The sequence below is a fragment of the Nostoc sp. MG11 genome, assembly GCF_014904695.1.
Classification (GTDB): domain Bacteria; phylum Cyanobacteriota; class Cyanobacteriia; order Cyanobacteriales; family Nostocaceae; genus Komarekiella.
Genome location: NZ_JACXXN010000001.1, coordinates 208,023 through 233,439 on the forward strand (window position 1 = coordinate 208,023; position 25,417 = coordinate 233,439).

Annotated in this window: 21 protein-coding genes; 10 read left to right on the forward strand and 11 right to left on the reverse strand. The window is 40.1% G+C overall.

Annotated features, from left to right (window positions below; translation table 11 throughout):
* Positions 1-47: 47 nt before the first annotated feature.
* From HCR01_RS00945 to HCR01_RS00955, 3 genes are all read left to right on the forward strand, one after another.
* Positions 48-1,010: an orange carotenoid-binding protein gene (locus HCR01_RS00945; protein ID WP_193193654.1), complete on the forward strand. Its 963-nt coding sequence runs from the start codon at positions 48-50 to the stop codon at positions 1,008-1,010.
* 203 nt (positions 1,011-1,213) lie between these two features.
* Positions 1,214-1,834: a pentapeptide repeat-containing protein gene (locus tag HCR01_RS00950; RefSeq protein ID WP_193194214.1), complete on the forward strand. Its 621-nt coding sequence runs from the start codon at positions 1,214-1,216 to the stop codon at positions 1,832-1,834.
* 236 nt (positions 1,835-2,070) lie between these two features.
* Complete coding sequence (locus tag HCR01_RS00955) at positions 2,071-4,059, forward strand: DICT sensory domain-containing protein (RefSeq protein ID WP_193193656.1); 1,989 nt, start codon at positions 2,071-2,073, stop codon at positions 4,057-4,059.
* 256 nt (positions 4,060-4,315) lie between these two features.
* On the opposite strand, the gene purQ is transcribed toward HCR01_RS00955, so the two are convergent.
* Both purQ and purS read right to left on the reverse strand, forming a co-directional pair.
* Positions 4,316-4,993 carry a phosphoribosylformylglycinamidine synthase subunit PurQ gene (gene purQ, locus HCR01_RS00960; RefSeq protein WP_193193658.1) on the reverse strand — a complete coding sequence of 226 codons (678 nt, stop codon included), beginning with the start codon at positions 4,991-4,993 and terminating at the stop codon, positions 4,316-4,318.
* A 279-nt stretch (positions 4,994-5,272) separates the two neighbouring features.
* Complete coding sequence (gene purS / locus HCR01_RS00965; protein WP_193193659.1) at positions 5,273-5,551, reverse strand: phosphoribosylformylglycinamidine synthase subunit PurS; 279 nt, start codon at positions 5,549-5,551, stop codon at positions 5,273-5,275.
* A gap of 144 nt (positions 5,552-5,695) precedes the next feature.
* Here purS and HCR01_RS00970 point away from each other — a divergent pair, with 144 nt between their 5' ends.
* Positions 5,696-6,109, forward strand: a complete 414-nt coding sequence (locus tag HCR01_RS00970) for a Fur family transcriptional regulator (protein ID WP_193193661.1) — start codon at positions 5,696-5,698, stop codon at positions 6,107-6,109.
* Between the two features lie 146 nt (positions 6,110-6,255).
* Here the strand turns inward: HCR01_RS00970 and aqpZ are convergent, their stop codons facing one another.
* The 4 genes from aqpZ to egtC form a co-directional block, all read right to left on the reverse strand.
* Positions 6,256-7,005, reverse strand: a complete 750-nt coding sequence (gene aqpZ / locus HCR01_RS00975) for an aquaporin Z (RefSeq protein WP_193194216.1) — start codon at positions 7,003-7,005, stop codon at positions 6,256-6,258.
* A gap of 444 nt (positions 7,006-7,449) precedes the next feature.
* Entirely contained in the window at positions 7,450-8,490 is a 1,041-nt protein-coding gene (egtD, locus tag HCR01_RS00980; protein WP_193193663.1) for an L-histidine N(alpha)-methyltransferase, read from the reverse strand.
* A gap of 461 nt (positions 8,491-8,951) precedes the next feature.
* Positions 8,952-10,274, reverse strand: coding sequence for an ergothioneine biosynthesis protein EgtB (gene egtB, locus HCR01_RS00985; RefSeq protein WP_193193665.1), 1,323 nt, complete (start codon positions 10,272-10,274; stop codon positions 8,952-8,954).
* Positions 10,249-11,037, reverse strand: coding sequence for an ergothioneine biosynthesis protein EgtC (gene egtC, locus HCR01_RS00990; protein ID WP_193193667.1), 789 nt, complete (start codon positions 11,035-11,037; stop codon positions 10,249-10,251). The genes egtB and egtC overlap by 26 nt, the downstream gene beginning before the upstream one ends.
* 1 nt (position 11,038) lies before the next feature.
* Between egtC and HCR01_RS00995 the strand changes: the two genes are divergently transcribed.
* Complete coding sequence (locus HCR01_RS00995; RefSeq protein ID WP_193193670.1) at positions 11,039-11,800, forward strand: DNA polymerase beta superfamily protein; 762 nt, start codon at positions 11,039-11,041, stop codon at positions 11,798-11,800.
* A 143-nt stretch (positions 11,801-11,943) separates the two neighbouring features.
* On the opposite strand, the gene HCR01_RS01000 is transcribed toward HCR01_RS00995, so the two are convergent.
* The 4 genes from HCR01_RS01000 to HCR01_RS01015 form a co-directional block, all read right to left on the reverse strand.
* Entirely contained in the window at positions 11,944-13,803 is a 1,860-nt protein-coding gene (locus HCR01_RS01000; RefSeq protein WP_193193672.1) for an ATP-binding protein, read from the reverse strand.
* Between the two features lie 19 nt (positions 13,804-13,822).
* On the reverse strand, positions 13,823-14,710 hold the full coding sequence (locus HCR01_RS01005; protein ID WP_193193674.1) for a phosphate/phosphite/phosphonate ABC transporter substrate-binding protein: 888 nt from the start codon (positions 14,708-14,710) through the stop codon (positions 13,823-13,825).
* 267 nt (positions 14,711-14,977) lie between these two features.
* Entirely contained in the window at positions 14,978-15,358 is a 381-nt protein-coding gene (locus HCR01_RS01010; RefSeq protein ID WP_193193676.1) for a DUF423 domain-containing protein, read from the reverse strand.
* Positions 15,359-15,420: 62 nt separating this feature from the next.
* Positions 15,421-15,900 carry a hypothetical protein gene (locus tag HCR01_RS01015; RefSeq protein WP_193193678.1) on the reverse strand — a complete coding sequence of 160 codons (480 nt, stop codon included), beginning with the start codon at positions 15,898-15,900 and terminating at the stop codon, positions 15,421-15,423.
* Positions 15,901-16,296: 396 nt separating this feature from the next.
* Here HCR01_RS01015 and HCR01_RS01020 point away from each other — a divergent pair, with 396 nt between their 5' ends.
* Entirely contained in the window at positions 16,297-17,787 is a 1,491-nt protein-coding gene (locus HCR01_RS01020) for an ATP-binding protein (protein ID WP_193193680.1), read from the forward strand.
* A gap of 73 nt (positions 17,788-17,860) precedes the next feature.
* On the opposite strand, the gene bchM is transcribed toward HCR01_RS01020, so the two are convergent.
* Complete coding sequence (gene bchM, locus HCR01_RS01025) at positions 17,861-18,547, reverse strand: magnesium protoporphyrin IX methyltransferase (protein WP_193193682.1); 687 nt, start codon at positions 18,545-18,547, stop codon at positions 17,861-17,863.
* 515 nt (positions 18,548-19,062) lie between these two features.
* Between bchM and HCR01_RS01030 the strand changes: the two genes are divergently transcribed.
* From HCR01_RS01030 to HCR01_RS01045, 4 genes are all read left to right on the forward strand, one after another.
* Positions 19,063-21,138 (forward strand): cation:proton antiporter, encoded by a 2,076-nt coding sequence (locus HCR01_RS01030; protein ID WP_193193684.1) that lies wholly within the window; start codon positions 19,063-19,065, stop codon positions 21,136-21,138.
* Between the two features lie 816 nt (positions 21,139-21,954).
* On the forward strand, positions 21,955-22,986 hold the full coding sequence (locus HCR01_RS01035) for a hypothetical protein (protein ID WP_193193686.1): 1,032 nt from the start codon (positions 21,955-21,957) through the stop codon (positions 22,984-22,986).
* Between the two features lie 304 nt (positions 22,987-23,290).
* Positions 23,291-24,643 carry an adenylosuccinate synthase gene (locus HCR01_RS01040; RefSeq protein ID WP_193193688.1) on the forward strand — a complete coding sequence of 451 codons (1,353 nt, stop codon included), beginning with the start codon at positions 23,291-23,293 and terminating at the stop codon, positions 24,641-24,643.
* A gap of 149 nt (positions 24,644-24,792) precedes the next feature.
* Entirely contained in the window at positions 24,793-25,386 is a 594-nt protein-coding gene (locus HCR01_RS01045) for a 50S ribosomal protein L25/general stress protein Ctc (protein ID WP_193193690.1), read from the forward strand.
* Positions 25,387-25,417 lie beyond the last annotated feature (31 nt).

The following is a 25,417-nucleotide window of genomic DNA, read 5'->3' on the forward strand; positions in this document are numbered from 1 at the left end:
TTTTTCAAATTTGACAGTACTTTAGTTTTCTTTTTGAAATCCCTGCCATGTCTTTTACCATCCAGTCGGCTCAAAGTATTTTTCCCGGCACTTTAGTTGCTGACGTTGTTCCAACTGTCGTTGAATCGTTTTCTCAGCTCAATGCTGAAGATCAACTAGCATTACTTTGGTTTGCCTATACCGAGATGGGTAGATCTATTACGGTTGCGGCTCCAGGGGCAGCTAACATGGTTTTGGCGCAAGGCTTACTTGAGCAAATCAAGCAGATGCCTTTTGATACTCAAACACAAGTCATGTATGATTTGGCTAACCGTGCTGATACTCCCCTCTGCCGTTCTTATGCGTCCTTCACTGTAAACATCAAGTTAGGCTTCTGGTATCAGTTAGGAGAATGGATGGCGCAAGGAATCGTCGCTCCTATTCCAGAAGGCTATAAGCTTTCTACTAAGGCTGCCGATGTGCTGCAAGCAATCCGACAAGCCGATCCCGGTCAACAAATCACAATCCTACGCAATACCGTAATTAGCATGGGATTTGACCCAAATGCTCCAGGTAGTTACAAAAAAGTCTTAGAGCCTGTGGCTCCTCCTACTGCACCAGCATTTCGGACTAAAGTTACTATTGAGGGCATCAGCAATCCTACGGTGTTGGGCTATATCAACAACATGAATGCCAACGACTTTGATGCGGCTGTGGGTCTATTTATGTCCGATGGTGCTTTGCAACCTCCCTTTGAAAGACCGATTGTTGGTCAGGAAGCAATCCGCGCTTATATGCGTGAAGAATGCCAAGGACTGAAAATGATGCCAGAGCGTGGTGTATCTGAGCCAGTAGAAGATGGGTATACCCAAGTTAAAGTCACGGGCAAAGTCCAAACTCCCTGGTTTGGTGCCAGTGTAGGCATGAATATTGCGTGGCGATTTTTGCTAAATCCCCAAGGCAAAATCTTCTTCGTTGCCATTGACTTGTTGGCTTCTCCTAAAGAATTGCTCAACTTAGTACGTAAATAGAGTATTAGGTTAGTCGCTCCAACTTACTTAAGCGTGAGCGAGTGAGCGATCGCTACCTCGTCACGCTTAAGGAAAAACATTGTTAAATAGTTTTAAAATCAGTGCAAACTTTTTAAAAGTCTCTTAAAAAACGCTATTTTCAGCAATCATCAATTGGATACTGTAATTTCCGAATGATAAATGGAGATTTGGAGGCAGACTATATGGATGCTGATGAACTTCTCAAACGCTATTGTGCAGGAGAGAGAAATTTCACTTATGTAAGCTTGCACTCAGTCAACATGAGCGAGGTGTGTCTAGCTGGAATCAATCTAGATAGAGCTAATCTAGCTAACACGACTCTATCTCAGGCTAACTTGCGTGGGGCAAATCTGATTGAAGCAAATTTGACTGCGGCAGCTCTCTGGAGAACCGACTTTAGTGGAGCGAATCTGATTTGGGCAAACTTAAAGGCCGCTAACCTGATTCGGGCGAAGCTTAGTCAGGTAGATTTGCATAAGGCCTCTCTACTCAAGGCAGATCTACGCTTAGCAGACTTAAGTAATGCCGACCTGAGTGGTGCAAACTTGAGTGGTGCAGACTTACGGTATGCCAATCTCAGTGGCGCTTTTCTGGCAGGGGCAAATCTTAGCGGTGCAAATCTGACTGGGACAACCTTAAGCAAGACAGACTTAAGTCATGCCAATCTTACCAAAGCTATTTTGTTCAAAACTGATCTAAGTTACGTTGATTTCACGGAAGTAGACCTGACTAAAGTGGATTTGCGCTACTGCTTTCTTAGCGGAGCAACCTTGCCTGAACGTAGCTTGGTCGAGGTAGGTTAATCATACAGTCGTCTATTTGAGATTTTGCGAATAGTTAAGCTAATCGCGTGTGTAATAGAAGTCTTAAACAGCAAAAACGGCGCTCAGACTTCGGGGAAACCCTTGTTGTAGTAATTGATGTCTACCCACCTAGCAAATCTCAGATGGATTTAGGGGTTAAGAGCGAACCTCTAGATAACTCCTGCCATTGTTTATTGAAAGCTCATTATCAAAGGCAGTTTCAAACCTAACTACTGATGAGTGTCTCGAATTCCCTGTTGCAGAATTTGTGCGAAGTACTACCACATCTACAACCTCAAATCTATTTCAAGTCTTCGCTGACGGCTCTTTCTCACGCCATAGAAGACCTAGTATTGGCAGGGACAGAACGACCCCTAGTAATTGCCAATTTTCAACAGGAGCGCTTTTACCGCCAGGAAATCCCTCGGTATGAGAAAATCGCTCAGCATTCAGACCATGTTTACGTATTAGCTGCACCGGAGACTGACTTTGGTGCTGTTTCAGCTCCTTATGCAACTATCCCTTTTGCTCCTGACGACGAATTAGCTCAAGAGTGGCATTTGATCGTAATTGGTCGGCGATATTCAGCCTGCGTGGTTTGTCGAGAGCACGCTTCACCTATAGAATCAGCATCACTAGACCAGTTAAGGCAATTTCAGGGGGTTTGGACTTTTGACCCCCAAGTTAGCATTCATGCGGCTCGACTAATGTTGGAGCGGATTCTGACTTATCAACCAAAACTAGCCTCTAAAATCAAGCGAGCACAGCGACGTTATCGTCTGCTGGATGAATCGCAAGCGCAGACATCAACTAATCGGGTATTAGAGATTGGCTCTAGACTGTTTGTCAACCGCCTAGTTACATATCTACAAGCCAGTCAATACAGGCTGCTAAAAGCTTATCGCATGATCGCCAGCAAGGAGCGTAAAGAGCGCCTGCTCAATGCGATCGCCACTTCTATCCGCCGCTCTTTGAACACCGAAGAGATTCTGAATGTTACTGTTACAGAATTAGGTCAAGCCTTTAGCCATTGCCGCTGTTTACTTTATCTTGATCAGCCAGGTAGCCAACAGCCAATTGCTTATGAGTCAACACCTGCTGAATTACCTTCTTTGAAGGGGGAAGTTTGGTCATTGGCAGATCATCCACTGTTTCAAACTGCTTTGACGCAAAATCGAACCAATAGCGAAAACCAGTCAGAAATTCTAGCTATTGCCGATATCACCCAAGACTTGGGCTTGCAATCACATCCAGACTTAAAAACGCAACTAGCGCACTGGCAAATCCGGGCTTGCTTGCTAGTTCCCATCCGTTACCAGGGAATCTGGCTGGGAATGCTGGAATTGCATCAGCCACAGCCTTATCTGTGGACAGAGGATGATATAGCTTTAGTTGAAGCGATCGCTACTCAAGCTGGAGTCGCCTTAATGCAGGCACAGGCTTACACCAACCTAGAAACTCTTAATCGCCAACTGGTAGACTTAGAGCGCACCCAAAGTAATTTAACTGCCATTGTCGGGCATGAACTACGTACTCCTTTATCTACTATTCGTGTTTGCTTAGAGAGTTTAGTCACAGAACTAGAAATGCCGCCAGATTTGCAGCAAATAATGCTGCAAACTGCTTTGGATGATGCAGAGCGTTTGCGTAAGCTGATCCAAGACTTTATTACCTTATCTCGTTTGGAAAGTGGGTTGGTGCGCTGGCAACCAGAGCCAATTTCACTTCAAGAATACCTGGATTTGGCCTTAAGTGGACTGGAATCGCGTCAGAAATTACCCAAAATTATTGTAGAATTGCCTCAGCATTTGCCTTTAATTCAGGTAGATGGAGAAGGACTAATCGAAGTTTTGAGTAAGCTACTCGATAACGCCTGTAAGTTTACCGACAAAAGTGGACAAGTTACTATTCGTGCTCACCTTATGAGTTCAGAAGAGGTTGAAGACAAAGCAGCCTTGGAGAATTCTAATAAGACTTCTATGCTAAAAGTCACTATTGCGGATACAGGTCGAGGTATCGAACCTAATCGACTAGAATCTATCTTTGAGCGCTTTTATCAAGAAGAAGGATTTTTGCAACGTACTGTGGGAGGAACCGGATTGGGTTTAGCGATTTGTCGTTGCATTATCGATAATCTGGGAGGAAAAATTTGGGCTGAGTCTCTGGGTAAAGACCAGGGTAGCCAGTTTCACTTTACAATTCCAGTTGCGTTGCCCATTCTTTAATCTCATACAGGACTTACGCAAAAATTGCGAAAAATCTTAATTTATCGAACCGCCAACGCGTAGCGTCTCGTAGAGAAGAATTCGTAGAGTGTGCGTAAGTCCTATCCTAGTTGAGATTTTGAGAGCGATCGCAAAATATCTGTAGCGTTGAAGTTAATTCTATAGCAAAAATTGGCGATCGCTAGATCGAACAGGGACACAGCATTGCTGTATCCCTAACTTTGTTTATTATTAGAGGTACGCGCAAACATTAACCCTAAGCCAACGCTGCTACTTTCTCTAACAATCCCTGAAACAACCTCAACCCATCACTACCCCCCAGCATGACATCAGATGCTCTTTCTGGGTGTGGCATCATCCCTAAGACATTGCCCTGACGATTGCAAATTCCTGCAATGTTGTTTAGTGAACCGTTGAAATTATCTTTTTCATAGCGGAACACCACTTGTCCGTTATCTTCAATCTCTGATAATGTTGCTTGGTTAGCATAGAATCGCCCCTCTCCGTGGGCAACGGGCAAGGTAATAATTTCACCAGTGGTGTAAGCTTGCGTCCAAGGGAGATTGGTACGCTCAACTTTCATGGGAACGCGATCGCAAATAAAATGCAAATCCCGATTTCTAGTCAATACCCCAGGTAATAAACCAGCTTCAGTTAATACCTGAAAACCGTTGCAAATACCGAGGACAAACTTACCCTTTTGAGCGTGTTCTACAACCTGCTGCATTACAGGCGAAAACCGCGCGATCGCACCGCAGCGTAGATAATCCCCGTAACTAAAACCACCAGGTATGATAACAACATCCAAATCATCAATATCCGTTTCTTGATGCCAAACCATGCGAGTTGGTTGCCCCAGCAAGTCTCTGGTAACATAAGCAACATCGCGATCGCAATTAGAACCTGGAAAAACAATAACGCCGAATTTTGTCATTTGTTATTTGTCATTTGTCAAGGGTCAAGGGTCATTCAATTTTGGATTTGCAATTTTGCGGAAAGTCTGAGCGGAGGCTTCCTCCGATGGTCTGTTTTACTGCCCTTGGGCGCAAAGCCTTGCGCCTCTCCTTGTGTCTAAAAGACACAAGGCAACCGTTCTAAAAGCACGGTTGGGCAGTCAGACCCGCATAGCGTTCAGAACTTTCCAAGACGGATTTTAGATTGTTCAATCCAAAATCTAAAATCTAAAATCTAAAATTCCCCCAGTCCTCAATCCCTAAAAGACTCCCGTTTGTGTTTCGACCTCAATCAACTCAAAGCGATAATTTTCAATTACGGTATTTGCTAGCATCTGATCACAGATGTTATCAAGGTCTTGACGCGCTTTTTTCTCTTCTGTCGAGGTGATGGTCAGTTCAATGTACTTACCAATCCGCACCTGTTCAACGTTGTCGTATCCCAGTTGCTTAAGACCGGATTGTACAGCCACACCAGCGGGATCTAAGACTGAAGGACGAAGCGTCACGAAAATTTTGGCTAAATATTTCCTTTGCACGGGCTTTTGCTGAATGCTGCGATCGCTATACTATAACTTTCTGTTCCAACTGAGTGAAAATAAGATTACGAAGCGGTTAAAGTTAATCTATCAGTTAGCCAGTCCAACAGCTTCAATTACAGTGGCAAATTTAACCTATTGTCTATGAGAGCCATACGCACGCGCAGTCAAGAGCGGATTTTGAACCTGCTGAAAACTATCAAACAAGGCATTTCCGCCCAGGATATTTACGTAGAACTACGTAATAGCAATCAGAGCATGGGTTTAGCGACAGTTTACCGCTCTTTGGAAGCTTTAAAATTGGAAGGCTTGGTACAAGTACGGACTTTGGCTAACGGTGAAGCCTTATACAGCCTAGCGCAGCAAGATAAACACCACTTAACTTGCCTGCAATGCGGCGTCTCAATTCCGATTAATCAATGCCCTGTTCATAATCTAGAAGACCAGTTAGAATCCAGCCATAAGTTTAAAATTTTTTACCATACCCTAGAGTTTTTTGGTTTGTGCAGCCAATGCCAGAATTTACAAGCTGCCGGCGCCGGCATGGCGACAGAATAATAAAAGTTAGAAGTTTTGAATTCTAACTTCTAACTCCTAATTTCTCAACGAGGTCAGAGGTCAGAGGTCAGAGGTCAGAGGTCAGAGGGAAGAAAGATGATCTTCCTTCCTTCTTGTTCAACAGATCAGTGATTTCCTTCAAAACGCTATCTTGGTTGAACGTCACCCATAACTTGCGCTCCTGATTCACCTAAAACTTTGGAATAGAACATACCTGCCAATATTGCACCTAAAATTGGAGCTACCCAAAACATCCAAAGTTGCCCAAACAATTCTACACCAGCAAAAAGAGCAGGGCCAGTACTACGAGCAGGATTAACCGATGTATTAGTTATCGGAATGCTGATCAAATGAATGAGTGTTAGTGCTAAACCAATGGCAATAGGTGCAAAACCTTTAGGAGCGCGGCCATCGGTTGCACCTAAAATCACAATTAAAAAAATGAAGGTAAGTACCACCTCTGTAATGAAACAAGCAACAAATGAATAACCGCCGGGAGAATGTTCTCCAAAACCATTTGTCGCTAGTGGATTAGAACCAGAAAGTGTAAATCCTGATTTACCAGTGGCAATTAAATAAACTAGACCTGCAGCTACTATTGCTCCTAATACTTGAGAAGCGATATATGGAAGTAGGTCGGAACTAGGAAAACGGTTTCCTGACCAAAGTCCAAATGATACAGCCGGGTTAAGATGACAACCGGAAATATGAGCAATTGCGTAGGCCATAGTCAGCACTGTTAGACCAAATGCCAGAGCAACACCTACAAAGCCAATTCCCAGTTCATTGGCTTTTGCATCAGGAAATGCAGCTGCAAAAACAGCGCTACCGCATCCACCAAGTACTAGCACAAATGTCCCAATAAATTCTGCAATGCATCGCGTAAAAAGTGGCATCGTCATCATATTGAGATTCTTCCTTAAATTGATTTAAGTCAAGTAAGCGATCGCCTTTCTTCCTCATAGCCACCAACACTCGATTAACCGGGAATCATTACCGGATAAACAACCAAGCCATCTCAACCCATAAATCAACCCTCAAAAATGAGTTGGAGACTAAAGGTAGCGGATTCTCTGCTTTATGTTCATTTGATGCTAGCTACGCTGAATTGGTAAAACTTCACTCGTAAGTTAGATGAAGTTTGTACTATTGCCTGGATAATTTCACAAAACTAATTACATTGTGCTTTCTGTATCCTCAAAATAGCCAGAGATATCTACCTCATCAGAGAGAATAATTTAGCGATCGCTGTGTTAAGAATTGAAATCAATAGGAAGGCGCTATGTGCTAATTAGCGGTTCCTCGAAAGAACGTTTCTATAAGGCATATTTGGCAGTTGCTCAAATATTGGCAGGTTGCAATTGACACAGCAATAAACCAAACCACTGATTGGGGTCAGTCCACACTTGCAGAGGTACTAAACCCTTTGTAGTAAGTTGCTGTTTGATAGTGTTGAGGTCGAATTTACGAGAGATTTCGGTGAGGATTGTCTCATCTGCGGCAAAATTAATCTTGAGGTTAAGAGCGCGTAATTCTACAGATTGCGATCGCAGACTTCGTAAATGCATCTCTATTTGATGCTCAGTTTCGTTATAAAATGCCCAGTGTTTAAACTGTGCTGTATCAAAATCTCCCTCAAATCGCTGATTTAAATGCTCCAGCATATTCAGGTTAAACGCTGCCGTTACCCCTTGATTGTCGTTATAAGCTGGTTCTAAAATATGTTTCGGTTTTTGTAAATCTACCCCCAATAAGAAATACTCACCTACTTGCAAAGCATCTATAATTTGGGAGAAAAAGACATCACACTCTTGGGGTTTGAGATTACCTAAACTGCTACCGATAAAACAAATTATCCTACTAGGTAATTGTGTTGTTAGGAGTTGTGCAAGGGCTAATTCGTAGGTTCCTGCCAGCGCACAAACTTGCAATGAGGGATAATCTACTAGTAACTGCTTAGCACTACTTTCTAAAATACCTGCACTTACATCAATCGGTACATAACGCAGAGGATAGCCTAACTGCTGGTAGGCATCTAGTAAAATACGGGTTTTGGTAGAACTACCACTACCAAGTTCTACCAATTCACAAGCACCAGTCATTATGGCAATTTCACTAGCATACTGCTGTAAAATCGCTGTTTCTGTGCGCGTCAGGTAATATTCTGGTAAATTACAGATTTGCTCAAATAACTCAGAACCACGGTCATCATAAAAGTAACTGGGGGGTAAAGATTTGGATATTTGAGTTAATCCCTTAACTACATCACCCCCAGTATTAGGCGCAACTATTTGGGTTGCCTCTACTAAACGCTGTATCTGCAAGCGTTTTTCAATGCTGTTTTGAGAAGACTGGTTGCTAACAGCTTTAGATACTGACATTTAACCTCCGTATACCTGGCGTAATTTAAGTTGCTTTTGAGAGCAAACTTTTTACCCCAGCCAGTGAAACACATAGCTATATCCCATAACATCACGCCTGAGCTATATTATTCAAGCTTTAAAGCTATATTTAAGGATTTTTCCTGACTCAGCATTGATTAAGCTGTTAAGCATTTTAACGTGAGTTCGATAAATTTCTCCCTGTCTTGAACTTGAGTTCAAGTTTATCCCTCTCTGAATTGGAGCTACGGTGTACACACATCTCTGTACAAAACCAAAATCGTTGTATATCCTCCTAAATCCCCCTTCAAAAGGGTGACTTTGAGAGGTTTTTGCCCCCTTTTGAAGGGGGGTTGGGGGGATCAAAAGCCTGTGGGGCAACTCTAAAAGATTTGTGTGTACACCGTAGCTGAATTGGAGAGGGACGGTTTTGCGTAGTAAAAGCTGTAAGAGGTCTTTTTTTACGGCTCACGCGCCGATGAGCTTACTTCGCTAGCAGCACAGCGAAACCCGGCGAAAATTTGGCGCACGTTGGGATGATACCAATTGCGAAAACTAGAACGCAGCACCCAGGGACGAGTTGCCCAACTACCACCTTTTAAAACACGGTGTTGTTGGTCAAAATAAACTTTTGAGTAGCCTGAGTAAGGGTAACTTTGAAAACCGTCGTAACCATCAAACCAGCAATCTGTCCACTCCCAGACATTTCCCAGAGTGTCGTATAAACCATAAGCACTTTGTCCAGCGGGATAGGCATAGACTGCGGTTGTCTTGCCAATGGCGCGATCGCAGTTACAATTCTGGGCTGGGGTTGTTAATTCTTCATCTCCCCAAGGATAGGTGCGGCGGCGGCTAGCTCTTGCATCCCAACTTGCTGCTTTTTCCCACTCGGCTTCTGTGGGTAACCGCTTACCAATAAACCGTGAATAGGCCTGTGCTTCGTACCAACTAACACCACAAACTGGGTGATTATCCCAGATGCGTAGCTTGCTGCCGTAGGCATCGCCACACCAGTAAAAAGGTTGTGTCACTTGCTCAGTGTTTAGCCACTGCCACCCAGCTTTAGACCACCAGCAAGGATTTTGATAACCTCCCGCCTCCATAAATGACCGATACTGTCCACAAGTAACGGGATAGCGATCAATCCAGTAAGTGTCTAAGTATACTTTATGTATAGGTTGCTCATTGTCTAGAGCATCAATCGAGTTGTTACCCTGCTCAAATTCACCTCCTGGAATGCAAACCATCTCCACTAACTTTGTAAAATCAAAAGTCCAAAGTTCAGAGTCCAAACTAATAAACTTTAACTCCTGACTCTTGACCCCTGACTCCTGACTCTTGACTAATTCCAGCACCATACTAATTATTTCGCAGTGCTGGCTTTCATGCTGAATTAAAAAGCGCCAAATACGTTCTTGCTGCTCTATATCAGCAACTCCTAGGTATTCCAGCACTTTTTCTCTAACTGTATCCAGGTAATAGAGGATGTCCTCTAAATTTGGTAATTGGACACGTTGTGACTTGGGTAAACCGTCAGCTGCAAAAAGTTTACGGTATTGCGGAAAAAAACATGGCAAACCTACACTGCGCTCTAAAATCCATAAAGACTCAATATAGGCAATATGCCCTAAGTGCCAACCAACAGGGCTAAAGTCAGGATGAGGCTGACTAGAGAATTTGGCTTGGTCTATATCTTGGAACAACGAAAGGGTTTTTGCGCGACATTCATCAAAGGCTTGAAAAACAGTCTTTTTTACACTAGATTTGCTCAAATTGGATATCACAATCTTCTCTCACACTGATGATGCTATTTTCTGGGCAAGCAGTCCAATTACCAATAAATAGAGGTTCGGAGGCAATTATTACAGATTTGGGGAAAATTAGATCATCCCGTATCCAATACAGAGATGGAGCAGGTGAAGTAGTAGTAAAGCGGGAGGCTATTAGGCGATGTCCGTCGCTAAAAACTACATTTGCTGAAACTTCTACTTGATAGCGTTTTGCCATCTCTAAAAGTGTTAATAATGTAGTGCGTAAAGCATATTGTGGAGGTCGATGCTTGTTAATTTTTATTTGGGAAAGTAACAGCGCGAAAATGTGTTCAGAATCAGTACTCCCATTGATTTTTTCATAGAGATTTTGAGTTAAAGTGCTGCGGATTTTTCTATGTAATGTTTGGCGGAAATTCTCAATTCGTCCATTATGAATAAATAACAACTGTTGATCATTAAACGGCTGACAATTAGCAAAATCAATGGCTTGACCTGGTGTAGCACTGCGAACATAGGCAAGTACACACTTTGATTCAACATAACGGCTGAGACTGGGTAAGTTGATATCATTCCAAATAGGCAGTGTGTTCTTATAAATAAAAGGTTCAGTATCTTTTTGATTATGATACCAACCCATACCGAAGCCATCTGCATTTACTACTCCAGAGGTCATTTCGCGGGGTTGGTAACTCTGAACTATTAAAGAATGTTCTGGTTTATACAGAAGTTTTTCTAAAGAAATAGGCGAACCGAGATAAGCAAGTAAACGGCACATTATGAATATTCCATCTTCTATTAGCACAATTATTTGGCAGCAACCTTACCCGTTTTTATTCACCATTATCAGCGGTTCCCATTTATATGGTTTTCCGTCACCTGATTCTGATTATGATTTGCGTGGTGTACATATTTTACCAGTGCAAGAAATAGTAGGATTAGAAACTGGGAATGAAACTATTGACATTTCAGAAGTTCGCGAATCTTTGCAAATTGATTTAGTCACTCATGATATTAAAAAATTCTTTTTGATGCTACTTAAAAAAAATGGTTATGTATTAGAGCAACTGTATTCACCTTTAATATTAACAACTTCTCCAGAACATGAGGAATTGAAATTTATTGCCAAAAATTGCATCACCCGTCACCATAGCTACCATTATATTGGTTTTGCTGCAACACAATGGAAGCTTTTTGAGAAAGAAAAACTATATCGAATCAAACCATTACTTTATGTTTATCGAGTGTTGCTAACAGGAATTTATCTGATGCAAACAGGAATTATTGAAGCTAATTTAATTCAGCTAAATCAAGTCTTTAATTTGTCATATATTCCTGATTTGCTCGCCCAAAAGTTGACAGGTTTAGAAAAGTCTAGTTTGTTAGATGCCGATGTGAATTTTCATCAGAGGGAGTATGAGCGACTACGATATCAATTGCAAGAGGCGTATGAATTAAGTACATTGCCAGAAGCACCTTCAGCTATGGCAGCTTTGCATAATTTGCTAATACGTTTGAGAGTGAGAAATTGTTTATCATGAGTTCTTAACGTATTAATTCTAATATAATAAAAGCTAAAATACCTCTATCCGCAAGAAAGACAGTACCACTGAATTGTGCAATTGCTTTCAACAGCCAAAGCGTCGGTGATTTTGAATTATGCGTTTTTCATATAATAACAGTACTAGTTTATTTCTGTTTTAATCGGTAAGACGATTACAAACTCTGTCCCTTGTTCCAATTCTGAAGTTACTTCTATTTTTCCTTTGTGTTTGTCAACTATCTGATAACAAATACTTAAACCTAATCCAGTTCCTTTTCCTACTGGCTTAGTTGTGAAAAATGGATCAAATAGTTTATTTTTAATCTCTGGTGAAATTCCATAACCATTATCTTTGATTCCTACTTGGATAAAAGTATCATCTTTTTTTAATGTATTTATAATAATTTGTTTACTTTTACGTGATTGACCTTTTTGGTCTAGCAGAACATCTATTGCATTACTCAGAATATTCATAAATACCTGGTTAAGTTGTGCTGGATAACACTCAACTAATGGTAAATCTCCATAGTTTTTAATTACTTCAATTTCTGACTGAAATCTGTGATTTAGAATTAACAGGGTATTATCAATTCCTTCATGAATATTTACATCTTTCATATCAGCTTCATCTAATCGGGAAAAGTTACGTAAAGATAACACAATTTCCCGAATGCGTTGAGCACCCATTTTCATAGAAGAAAGTAGACTGGGTAAGTCTTTATTAATAAAATCTAAATCAATTTCCTCAATTTTTTCTTCAATTATCCAGATGGGATCTGGATATTGTTGCTGATATAAATTTACTAGATTAAGTAAGTCTTGAGTATAATCATTAGTGCATTGAATATTACCATAAATAAAGTTAACAGGATTATTAATTTCATGAGCTATACCTGCTACCATCTGCCCAAGAGAAGACATTTTTTCTGTTTGAATTAATTGCCCTTGGGTTTCTTTTAAGTCTTGCAATATTTTTTGAAGTTCTTGAGTTCGTTCTTCTACCCGTTGCTCTAAACTTTGGCGAGCTAGTTCTAGTTCTTGGGTTCGTTCTTCTACCCGTTGCTCTAGACTTTGGTGAGCTAGCTTTAGTTCCTGGGTGTAATCTCCTACCCATTCCACTAATTGATTCAAGGAAGTCGCTAATGTCCCTACTTCATCTTTGCTTGTAACATTAGCTCTGAGTTGAAAATTTGATTCTTGAGTAATTTTTCTGGCAACGTTAGTAACTCTTTGTAGGGGACGGGCAATCAACCTACTGGTGTATAGTGCTAGTAAAGCTGCGATCGCAGATGATAATAACATACTTGCAATAATTACTTTAATTCGCAGTTTTTGAGCACTATCAAAGTTAGTATTTGCCTGTTTCTTATAAATTTCAGAATATCCTATAATCCGAATTAACTCATCAGAAAGTTTCTCAAATTCAATAGAAATGTTAACTTCTTTATTAAAAAAACTTAGTAGTTCTTTCTGGTCAGATTTTGCTTCTTTTGTTAATAATTTATTTTGTTCAATCTGCTGCCAAAAATTTTTTACTATCTGTGTATAGATTTCAGTATTTTTTTTATAATTATTCAATAAGTTTAACAATTCTGTGTTATTTATGATCAAATCATGAGGATATGTATTTATAAATATTTCTAATTCAGATAATTGCTGATTAACTTGAGTAATTTCATTTAGGAATTTATTTTTTTCAAATTCCAACCAAACAGAGTTTTCTAACACAGTAACTAACCTTTGTGGATGTAATCTCACTCTGGTTATTTTATTTTCTAAATCTTTTAAAAGAGATTGTTGTTGAGAAGATAAATTCAACTGTCGCTGAGCAAGCCTTTCATAGCGATATGCAAATAAAAAACCACTTATTGTGCCTATAAAAGTAATGCTAACTGCCACAGTATAGCCATAACTAATCTTTCTAGCGATGTTCCAATCATCGCTTAAGTGACTAAGGAAAATAAAGATTTTTCTAAAATAGTGTTTCGTATCAGCTATCATTCATTTAGGGATTATACTTTTATAAAAAATTTCCTTGTCCGAGCTTTTGATAAACTTCACGAATCATATTATAACTATCATCATTTGCCGGAATTAATTTACTTCCTTTGTACTTTTGGTTTTCTTTAGCAGTCAGCAAACTTTGAATTAGTTTTTCTTGATGCTCAATCATGCGCGATTGTAGGTCTGCTATAAAGCTAGACGTTAATTGATTACTAGCAACAAATACATCATTAGGAAGTAACGGACCTGTAAATATTATAGAAAAATCTTTTTCAAGTAAGCCCTCAGATTCTAAAATGTTTTTGTATCTGTCAGATGCAGTTGCCCAGGCATTTACTTCACCTTTTTTTAAAGCTTGTACTCCCTTATCACCTAACATAACAATTTTGAAATCAGTTTTTGGATCTAATCCAGCATCCATCAGTAGTTTTGTAGGAGCAAGGTGTCCAGAGGTTGAGCCAACTTTTCGCATGGCAATTGTTTTATTTTTCAATTGAGCTAATGATTTAATTTTGCTATCTGCACGAACTACAATAATAGGATGGTAGTTGCTGCGCTCGATGGCAATTATCGGAATAGCTTTTGCCCTAGCATTCAAGATTAAGTATTCTGAAGGCCCTGCAAATACAATATCTACCTCTCTTGATAACAGGGCTGGTGCTGCTGCTGTAGGATTTTCTACAGGGAAAAACTCAATTTTTATACCTAATATTTCTTCTAAGACAGTGCGGAAAACTCCATAATCTCGTTGTAAATCTTCAATTCCAGTGGCATCTGTAACTGCAAATTTTAGCTTTTTTGGTGCAGTTATTGTCATCTGCTCTGAGTTATTAATAGAATTTACTCCTGTTGTACAGCCAGCAGTAAACAGTAGCGAATACCAAAGTAAGTTCCGCCGTTTCATAAGTTTGAATGATATTGCAAATGTAAAATTTATTGGTTGTTATTAGTAATATACTTATGAAGCTTATTGCTTTTTTGTATTTGTGACTTCTGTAAAATTACGTAAATAAGTTTGATGAATTTGGAAATCCTGAGTGTTTTAAATTATTCTTGTTGCTTTATCATTGTTTTTTTGACTAATAAATGATAAAACTATTCAGCAATGCTGAGTTAATTAAAGTTAGGAATTAGGAGTTTTTAATTGATTCACTCCTAATTCTGAACTTTTCTATAACTTTAAATTCCAAGCAGCAAAAGCTAAAGCCCCCCAACCAGCAAGAAAGGCTGCGCCGCCGAGTGGTGCGATCGCCCCCAAAGATTTAACACTACTTAAGCTAAGGGTGTACAAGCTTCCTGAGAAAATAGCAATGCCAATGATAAATAACCATCCACTTGCTATGAGGGTAGGTGGAGGGGACTCGGTGCGGCTAATTAGTACTGCTACAAGTAAAAGTGCAAGAGCATGATACATTTGGTAGCGAGCGCCAGTTTCAAAAATTTCTAGCGATCGCTCACTAATTTTTTCTCGCAAGGCATGAGAAGCAAAAGCACCAGCGGCAACAGACAAACCGCTTAAAATGGCAGCTACGCTCAAAAAAATCTGCGTCATGAGACTTAGCCGTAATTTGGTGTAAAATTTGACGGGGCTAAAGTATAAATCCCTAATTGAATCTAGACTTCAAAATGATATGATACAGCCCCCTCTTCACTCACCTTAAAATTAGCATTGAATTCTTTAGCTTTTTTATCTAGATATTGTCTGGCGTCGGCTGCTGGTAATTGTGATTGCATGGCAAAGCCAAGTACAGTCATCCGCCCATTATTTTCTTCTAGCATTTCATAAAAAACCGATTGCAGGCGATCGCTAGCTTGTTGATTAAGTGCCTTTTTTTGCTGCCGACTTTGACTGTACAATCCCAATGCTAACCATCCCCCCAATATTAAAGTAGGGACACCAAAAACCAGACCACCAACGGCAGTATTATCTTCTTGATAAGTAGGATTTTGTGCCGTAAAATCATACTCATCTTTGGGATATACGTTTATCTTGTTTGTAGCATTTTTTTCAATTACCGCTGAGACTGATAACGTTACAAACATGAATCCGAGTGTAAGTAGCCAACCTGCGGCCAATTTTTCAGCAGTCTTCATATTTCCACTTCAGATTTTAACTTTGCTAGCGATTTTAACTTTACTTTCGCAAAGGTTCCAGTATCTCAATCTGGGCTTTTTAGCTGTTACACCTCACTGTCTCGCTAACTCCAGCACCTTGAAGAAGCAGAGTTACTCATCGCGTGTAAGGCACCCCAGCAATCATGTAATATTTTAATATACTTATTCACTGTAAAAATTCGGCGTTACACAATTTCAAAATGATGATTGTAGGGTAAACATCCTACGCATTCCAAAAATGCAAGCAGAGGTGAAACGCATATCCTACCAATGTATCAACATTATCCCGCCAATATACAAGACTAAAAATTCAACCTCAAAGACACTTTACAAACCAAAAAATCGATGCTCAGTAGACCTAGTGCACATATTACTATGATACCATTACCGTCTCAGAGAAATCCTTATATCATTGGTCGTCCTATTAGTGAACCGGAACTATTTTTTGGGCGAGAGGAAGAATTATCGTTTATTGAGGAAAACCTCAAACGAGGCGAAAAAATCATATTAGTGCATGGTCAAAGACGTATTGGTAAGTCATCCTTGCTTCATAAGATTTCTAAATGCGTCAAACTAGATAACTTTGCTTTTGTTACCTTTGATTTAGAACATTATAGCCAAGAAAAAATTGAATATCTCTTAGAGAATTTAGCGGAAACCGTTATCGAACAATTAGAAATCACTCCAGGCAAAGTAGTAATACCCAGAGTCAAACAAATACAAGAACAAAAAGATATTTTCTATACCAAATTCTTGCATCAGATTTATGAATACTTGAAAGCCACTAATTTGGTATTACTTTTAGATGAGTTTGATGCTTTAAACGATAAAAGTATAGGTGCAACATTAGAATCATTGTTTAAGCAATTAAACCATGTTGTTTTTCAAAATAAAAGATTATTTGTAATTATTTTTGCTGGTAGACAAACCACAGATATATCAAATTTAATAGAAATATTTCAGAATGTACCTATTGTAGAAGTTGGATTGCTAGATGACGAGAGTATTAAGCAGTTGATTATCAAACCTGCTGCAAATTCTCTAAAGTACGAACCAAAAGCCATACAAGCAATTACCAACTTATCCGCAGGACATCCGTACTTCATTCAAGTCTTATGTTTTGCGATTTTCAATAGAGCGCGAGAACTAGAAAAATGGGAAGTCACTGAAGAAGATGTAGAAACTATTGTAGATAAAGCTATTGAACTCGCGGAAGCTGGCTTTGCATGGTACTGGGAGGCTTTATCTGTAAGAGAGAAAGTAGTATTTTCTGCTGTGGCGGAGGCGCAAAGGATAGCTATTAAAAAAAATGACCAACAACTAGAGGAAGACCCCTTAATGCTCCTGGAAGGCAATGATGTCTTGTCAAGATATTTGATAGAAGAACTAGCTAGAGAATTAACATATAAGGGTTTTTTAAACGAGCAAGGCAATAAAATAAGAATAGAATTAGTCCATCGTTGGTTACTCCAACGTCATCCGTTATGGGATGAAATCAGGGAATTAGAGAAACTAGATCAACAAAAAGTTGACCATACTTCTCAAACACTTAATCAAACACCTCAAATAAGCAACCAAGTCAGAAAGGAACCAATAAGGCAACAGCAGAGTAGTATTATTGAAAACAGTGATTTGAATCACTATCCTCAAAGTTTTAATCATCATGTATCTGCTGTCAAAACTTTAAAACCTAAAAATTCTTTCACTAAGCGTGAAGTCTGGTTAGTTGCTGGAATCATTCTCTTAGGAGCTGCTGCGATCGCTTCTTTTATGATCATGATTTATTCTTCAAAGCAGAGCGATCGTCAAGATAAAGCGCAGAACTTGATATCAATTGTAATATCTAGCGACAGTGCTGAGTACTGAATCATACGCTTGTACTCAAAACTCAGCACAGGCTAAAGCTCCGCTATCGCGCTTCACCACTCACAACTCAGCACTACTGAAGCGTCGCTTCTAACAGACGCGAAAAATAAAAGCGAGTCCGAGTCATCGACTGTCTTTGTACTGAAAAACCATTACTTTCTAAAATTTTCACCACATCAGCCTCACGATGCAGATAAGCGCGAGTGGCTTTACTTGCTCCAGGAAAGAAACTGCCAATTTTCTTGAGTATACTGAGAGCGAAAGTCTTCGGTGCAAAACTGAGAATTATCCGCGACTGCGCCAAAGAACAAAGGTGAGAAATCATCTCATCTGCTTTTTCTTGAGGGTAGTGGATGAGAACATCCAAGCAAATAACAGTGTGGTAACTACCATTCAATGATTCCAAATCTTGCACGGCAAAAGTGGGATTTTCCGAGTTTCCCAAGGTTTCCAAAGCTCTATCCTTGGCTTCTGTGACCATTTTTTCAGAAATATCGCTGGCATAAATCTTAGCACCATCTGCCGCCAAGGGGATGCTAAGACTACCTACACCACACCCTGCATCACAGATTGATAGCTCTGCTAAATTGTTATCAGCTTTCAACCAGCCAAGAACAGTATCTACAGTTTGCTGGTGTCCGTTGCGGATGTCTAGCTGGACTTTGTTGACTTCGCCATCGCCGTATATCCGCCTCCAACGGTCAAACCCTGTGGAATTGAAATACTCACGAACTATTGTTTTATCATCGGTTGCGTTCATAAACTGTGATTTTTTAAGGTTCCCAATGCTTAAAATTATCATTGATAGGAACCCAAAAGAGCAGTATTTTAGATTTTTCCATTTGTTTGGTTAGGCTCAGGCTTTAATCTGGGGACATTTACGGATTTTTGCATTAAATCTAACTTTAATCTTGTTATCTCACAAATTATTATCATTATTTTCTATTCAAAACTTTAACTCAGCATAAATTTTGATTTATTTCAACTAAAAACTTTTATTTTTCTATAATTTCACTATTTATAATTCGTAGATAACATTTATAACTATTGAAATATCGATTATTTTATTAATAGACACTTCCACTCTTATTTCTATCTATAGATATGAATAACGCCTTTCTTAAGGTAGAGTCGTTAGTGCGATCGCAACATTTATGCTGTTAAAGATTTAACGAGTGGTAACTAAGGATACTAAATAATATAATAATTTTAAGCAATAATTAGTGTATTTTTTATTTATAATTAACTTTAACATTTCAGGTTTATTTATTACAAATGATACCAGATTCCGTAATAGACAGTCCTATCATTGCATTTACAATTCTTCTAACAGTAATTTTTACTGTACCTCCTATATTTGAGCGACTCCGACTTCCTGGATTAGTGGGATTGCTTGTAGCAGGTGTCGTTCTAGGACAAAACGGGCTAAAACTATTAGATTCTGAGTCTGACACTGTCAAATTACTCTCAGATATTGGCAAGATTTATTTGATGTTCGTGGCAGGTTTAGAAATTGACTTAGAGCAATTTCGTAAAACTAGGAATCGCTCAATTGGGTTTGGTACTCTGACATTCATAGTACCAATGATTGCTGGCATTATTGTAGGGCGTTTATTCAATTTTGGTTGGAATGCTTCAGTCCTAATTGGTTCTTTGCTTGCCTCTCATACTCTCTTAGCATACCCAATCGTGAGTCGTTTGGGAGTTGTAACAAATGAAGCTGTAACAGTTACAATTGGTGCAACAATTTTTACTGATACGGGTGCTTTGCTAGTGCTAGCAATTTGTGTTGGAATTCATAGAGGGGAATTTTCCGCCTTGAGTTTAGCGACTTTGTTAGGTGGATTAGCAATTTACTCTGCTATTGTTCTATTTGGATTTGACTGGGCAGGAAAAGAGTTTTTTCGTCGCTCTGGAGATGAACAAAGTAATCAGTTTTTGTTTATCTTACTAGCTTTATTTTTAGCATCTGTTGGAGCGCAGGTAATTGGAGTTGAGAAAATCGTTGGTGCATTTTTAGCAGGATTAGCTGTCAATGATGTTCTAGGACGTAGCCCAGTCAAAGAAAAAGTTGAGTTTATTGGCAGTGTATTATTTATCCCTTGTTTCTTTGTAGACATGGGATTGTTAATTAATATTCCTGCATTTATCAAAACCCTCAGTTCAATTTGGCTGACGCTAGCAATAGTAGTGGCTTTGATTGGCAGCAAATTTATAGCGGCATTTTTAGCCAAACTGTTTTACCGCTACAATACGGCGGAATTACTAACAATGTGGTCATTATCTTTGCCACAGGTAGCAGCCACATTAGCAGCAACGTTGGTTGCCTATCAAAGTTTAAATCCTGCTGGTGAGAGATTAATCAATGAAGGTGTGTTAAACAGTGTCATTGTCCTGATGCTGGTTACTGCAATCTTAGGGCCGATAATCACAGCTCGATTTGCCACTTTGCTACAGCTAGCTCCCGCAGATATAGGAACAGATAGTTTAACAACTTGGTGGGATTATGAGACTCAGCAGGTAGAACAACAAGCTCCATTTACTGTGGTAGTGCCGATTTATAACCCTCAAACTCAGCGCTATTTAATAGAAATGGCAGCACTCCTAGCTCATCATGAATCTGGGCGGATTGTGCCATTAGCTATTACTAAAGCACACATCCACATGGATGATCCGCAGTTAGTTATAGCACTAGAAGAAAATCAAAAAAGATTGAATTTAGCTAGAGAAATCAGTCAAGAATTTGACGTAGAAGTATCACCTGCAACTCGGATTGATGATGATGCAGCTTTGGGAATTAGTCGTACCAGTCGAGAACAAAACTCTAGTTTAATTGTGATGGGTTGGTCGCGGACAACAGGTTTGCGTGCCCGTTTATTCGGTAGTGTAATTGATAGCGTCTTCTGGTCTTCTCATTGTCCGGTAGCAGTAACACGCTTGTTAAGTAGTCCTACAACAATTCGCAAAATTCTCGTACCAGTCGGAGACTTAACGCGTCAAACCATAGGTGCTGTGCGGTTTGCTCAAATTTTGGCTGATGTCAATCAAGCTGAGGTGCTGCTGTTACATGTATGCGATCGCAAAATACCCCAAACCTTGGTAGAAAAATTTGCATCTCAATGGACTGATATCGCTGCTAAAAGTCAGTTACAGGTGAGTACAAATATTCAGGCAATCAGAGGTGATGATATCGCTAGAGTTATAATTCGGGAGGCTCAGGCATTTGACTTAGTAGTGTTACGTTCCGTCCGTTATCGCACAGCAGGAGGATTAGCCGTCAGCCAAGTGACAACGCAGCTAATTAAAGAATTGAAGTGTTCAATTGTATTGCTGGGAGAACCTAACTCCTGATCTGGAAATCAACACAAATAACAAGTAGAGACGTTACATGTAACGTCTCTCTATAGGGTTTAGGGTTTTATTTATGTACTTTATTTACCTAAAATCTGCTGTAGTTCTGGTAAATTGCGATCGCTTTTCAGCCAATTGCTCATTGACAGGAACCGCAAAGAGCGATCGCTTCTACAGATTTTTAGTTAAGTGATGGTTAGTATTCCTTTTAAATAAGATTAAAATTCAATAAATCTAAATTATTATCATCATCAATAACATAAAGCTGGGAGATTTGATTTTTAGCCGCGACAGTCGGAAATTTACCCGCAATAATCTCATTTTTAAAGCTAATTTACAGGAATTTACGTACCAAGTTATACCAATTTAAAAAAAGAATGTGACAGATAGACCATGTACAGACGTTGCATTGCAACGTCTCTACTAGCAAATCTTGAAAATGTAACTAGGAAGGACAAAAGTAAACCTGAATTCTTACCTTGCATAATATTCTGCCTAAACAAAATCAAAAGAATTAACAATCAAATCTAAGCTTTGTTCATTTTAAACATAAATCTTATCTTATATACTTTTTTTAAGTGTGGCGTTCACGGTTTTTTACTTTGATTTTTGGTAAATTAAGGCTTTCTTAAATCAAAGTATTTTAATTGATATTTAACTTACTTCCAAGCAAATTCTAACTAATTGTCCAAAATAGATATGTAGTTAGAAGATATTTTTTTATTGAAAATGAAAGTCGAAAAATGCTTTCATTCATGTCGTTGAGCTTCCTCTTCCTGGAGGAATTTCACTTTGAATAATGGGAATTTAATTCTGATGGCAACTTCTGAAAATAGCAATCAAACTGCTGGGTCACAAGATACTAGCAACAATTCAACTGGTAATAACAATTTTTCTTTCAGTGATGGCAAATGGCAATCGAGCGATCGCAGCACTTTGGTTAGTGGTGGTGGCTTCGGTGGCGCTACTGCTGGTAGCAACTCATCCACAACCAATAAAGATGGACAGTACGCCTACAATTATGAGCGACCACTCGACGAGCGGGCTTTAACAGATACTAATAATCCGTTCAATCAACTGATCGGAGTCGTTGGCGGTGACACCAGTGCATTAGGTGGTGGTAGCAACCCCTTTGCTGGTGGTAGCGCCTCTGGTGCTAACAATGCCAATCTTCCTGGTAACTTACCATTTGGTAGCACTCCCCCCTCAAAAGAGAGTGGTAGCAAACTACCTGAAACTGGTAACGGTCTACCTGTACCTTATAAAAGTGACAACTGGATATCTGATATTCAAAACTTAGATGGCGCAAATGCTAGTGCCAACAGTGGTCAAGGTAACGGTAACTGGTTATATGGTAGTGACAACACAACCGACGGTAATGGTAACTGGAATTTTGGTGATGGCAACACAACCAACGGTAACGCTAACTGGAACTATGGTGATGGCAGTAAAACCGAAGGTAATGGCAACTGGGGCTTTGGTAACGATAATAAAACCGACGGTAATGGTAACTGGAACTTAGGTAATAACAACGACATCTTTGGTAATGCTAATGCACAGACTGGTAAGAACAATGACATCCTTGGTAGTGGCAATACTGCGAATGTAAGTAACAGTAATCTGCTTGGAAACCGGATTGAAGCCAGTGGTGATGGCAAAACACTCGTTGGTAATGAAGGCTGGAATTTCTCTGTTAGTGGCGAACTGACATCGCTAGGTAGTAGTACGCCCAGCCAAGCGATCGCTACTGATATCATCAGTTTACTAGGCAGTCCCGACCTTGTAACATCGGCTATGTCAAATCCAGGTTACAACAACCCAAATTATGATTTCTCTGCTACAGTCTAAAACTTTCTAGTGGCGTGGCAAGGCTAAAGTAGTGCATTAGCTTTGCTCTTGTGGGATGGGCGTCTCGCCCGTCCGGTGCGGGCTAGAAGCCCACACTACAAGAAAATTTATTGCAACATTTTAGTCTCGCCACGCTAGTAGGGTGTGTTACGCGCTTCGCGGCAACACACCATTTCTAGTTTTTGGTGCTTAAAAAAATCTCTGCGGATACTGGGCGTTTAATCTTGTACATTTTCATTGACATATTTCACAAAGTATGTTGATAATTATAGTTTGTGGAAACTTTACCTCATAATATAAACGCTTGGCTAACGTCATTGTCATAGGTGCCCAGTGGGGCGATGAAGGAAAAGGTAAAATAACAGACTTACTCAGCCGTTCCGCAGATGTTGTGGTACGTTACCAAGGGGGTGTCAATGCTGGACACACTATTGTAGTAAAGGGTCAAACCTTTAAACTGCACTTAATTCCCTCTGGTATCTTGTATCCAGATACCGAATGTATTATCGGTTGTGGGACAGTTATTGACCCTCAGATTTTAATAGCAGAGCTCGACCAATTAAAAGAATTAAATATTTCCACTGACCACCTGCTGATATCTGAGACAGCCCACGTAACAATGCCTTATCATCGGTTGATTGACCAGGCATCGGAGGAGCGACGGGGAAGCCATAAGATCGGTACAACCGGTCGAGGCATTGGCCCGACTTATGCTGATAAATCTGAACGTACAGGAATCAGGGTTTTAGACTTGATGGATCCTGATGGACTACGTGAGCAGTTAGAGTGGACAATCAATTATAAAAACGTCATTTTAGAAAAACTTTACAACTTGCCGCCCCTAGATGCAAAAGAAGTAATTAACCAGTATTTAGGATATGCGGAACGTTTACGACCTTACGTCGTAGATACATCGTTGAAAATATACGATGCAATTTTGCGACGGCGCAATATCTTGTTTGAAGGCGCACAAGGCACACTTCTCGACCTAGATCACGGAACTTATCCCTATGTCACCTCTTCTAACCCTGTCGCTGGAGGGGCTTGCGTTGGTACAGGGCTAGGGCCGACAATGATTGATCGGGTAATTGGAGTATCAAAAGCTTACACGACACGAGTGGGAGAGGGACCATTTCCCACCGAACTAGACGGAAAACTGGGAGAATTATTATGCGATCGCGGAGCCGAATTTGGCACAACCACCGGACGCAAACGGCGCTGCGGCTGGTTTGATGCTGTAATTGGTCGCTATGCCGTTCGGATTAATGGCATGGATTGTATTGCACTCACTAAACTGGATGTCCTCGATGAATTAGAGGAAATTCAAGTTTGTGTCGCTTATGAAATAGATGGCGAACGCTGCGATCATTTTCCCACCAGCGCCCGTCGGTTTGCCCGATGTCGCCCTATCTACAAAACCTTACCAGGATGGCAGGTATCAACAAGCCACTGTCGCACCCTGGAAGACTTGCCACAGCAAGCACTAGACTATCTCAAATTTCTGGCAGAATTGATGGAAGTCCCGATCGCGATCGTCTCCCTAGGAGCAAGCCGCGATCAAACCATAATTGTAGAAGACCCCATCCACGGCCCCAAACGTGCTTTATTGCACGCTGACGGCACACCTGCCTCTCTGCTAAGTGCCAGTCAGTGCTGAGTTATTAGTTACAAAGTCCAGAGTCAAAAGTCAAAAGTATTGACCCTTGACTAATGACTAATGACTAATGACAAAGCGCAAAGTATGAGCGCCGGCTTCCGGCGATTTAGAACTTTGTAAGAGATGACAAATAACAACTAACAACTCCTATGGCTCTCACAGTCGAATGTCAAAAGCGACCAGAAGGTAGCAAACCCAGAGCTTTGCGCCGTTCTGGAGAAATACCCGCAAATTTATACGGTCATAAAGGTACAGAGTCAATTTCTTTGACTATTAATGCCAAAACCGTTGAGCGTTTGCTCAAAAAAGCTTCAGTCAATAACACCTTGATTGATTTAAACATTACTGATATACCTTGGCGGGGCAAAACCCTGCTGCGGGAACTTCAGATACATCCAGCAAAAGGTACACCTTACCACCTCAGCTTTTTTGCGGTTGCTGGTCATGGCGACACCACTGTAGAAGTACGGCTACGTTTTGTGGGAAATGCTGTTGGTGTGAAACAAGAAGGTGGTGTGTTAGACACCGTAATCACCGAATTGCAAGTGAGTTGTGCCCCTGAGAACATCCCAGATGTTATTGAAATTGATGTCTCTAACATGCAAATTGGAGACAGTTTGCATATCCATGAGATAGTCTTTCCTGAAGGTGTGACAGCTTTAGCTGAACCAGACCGACTCGTTGCCAGCGTTTTGCCACCACAAATCAACGATGATACGGTGACTGAAACAGTAGTTTCTTAAGCTACGTAAAGTATGTAATGATTTTTGTGAT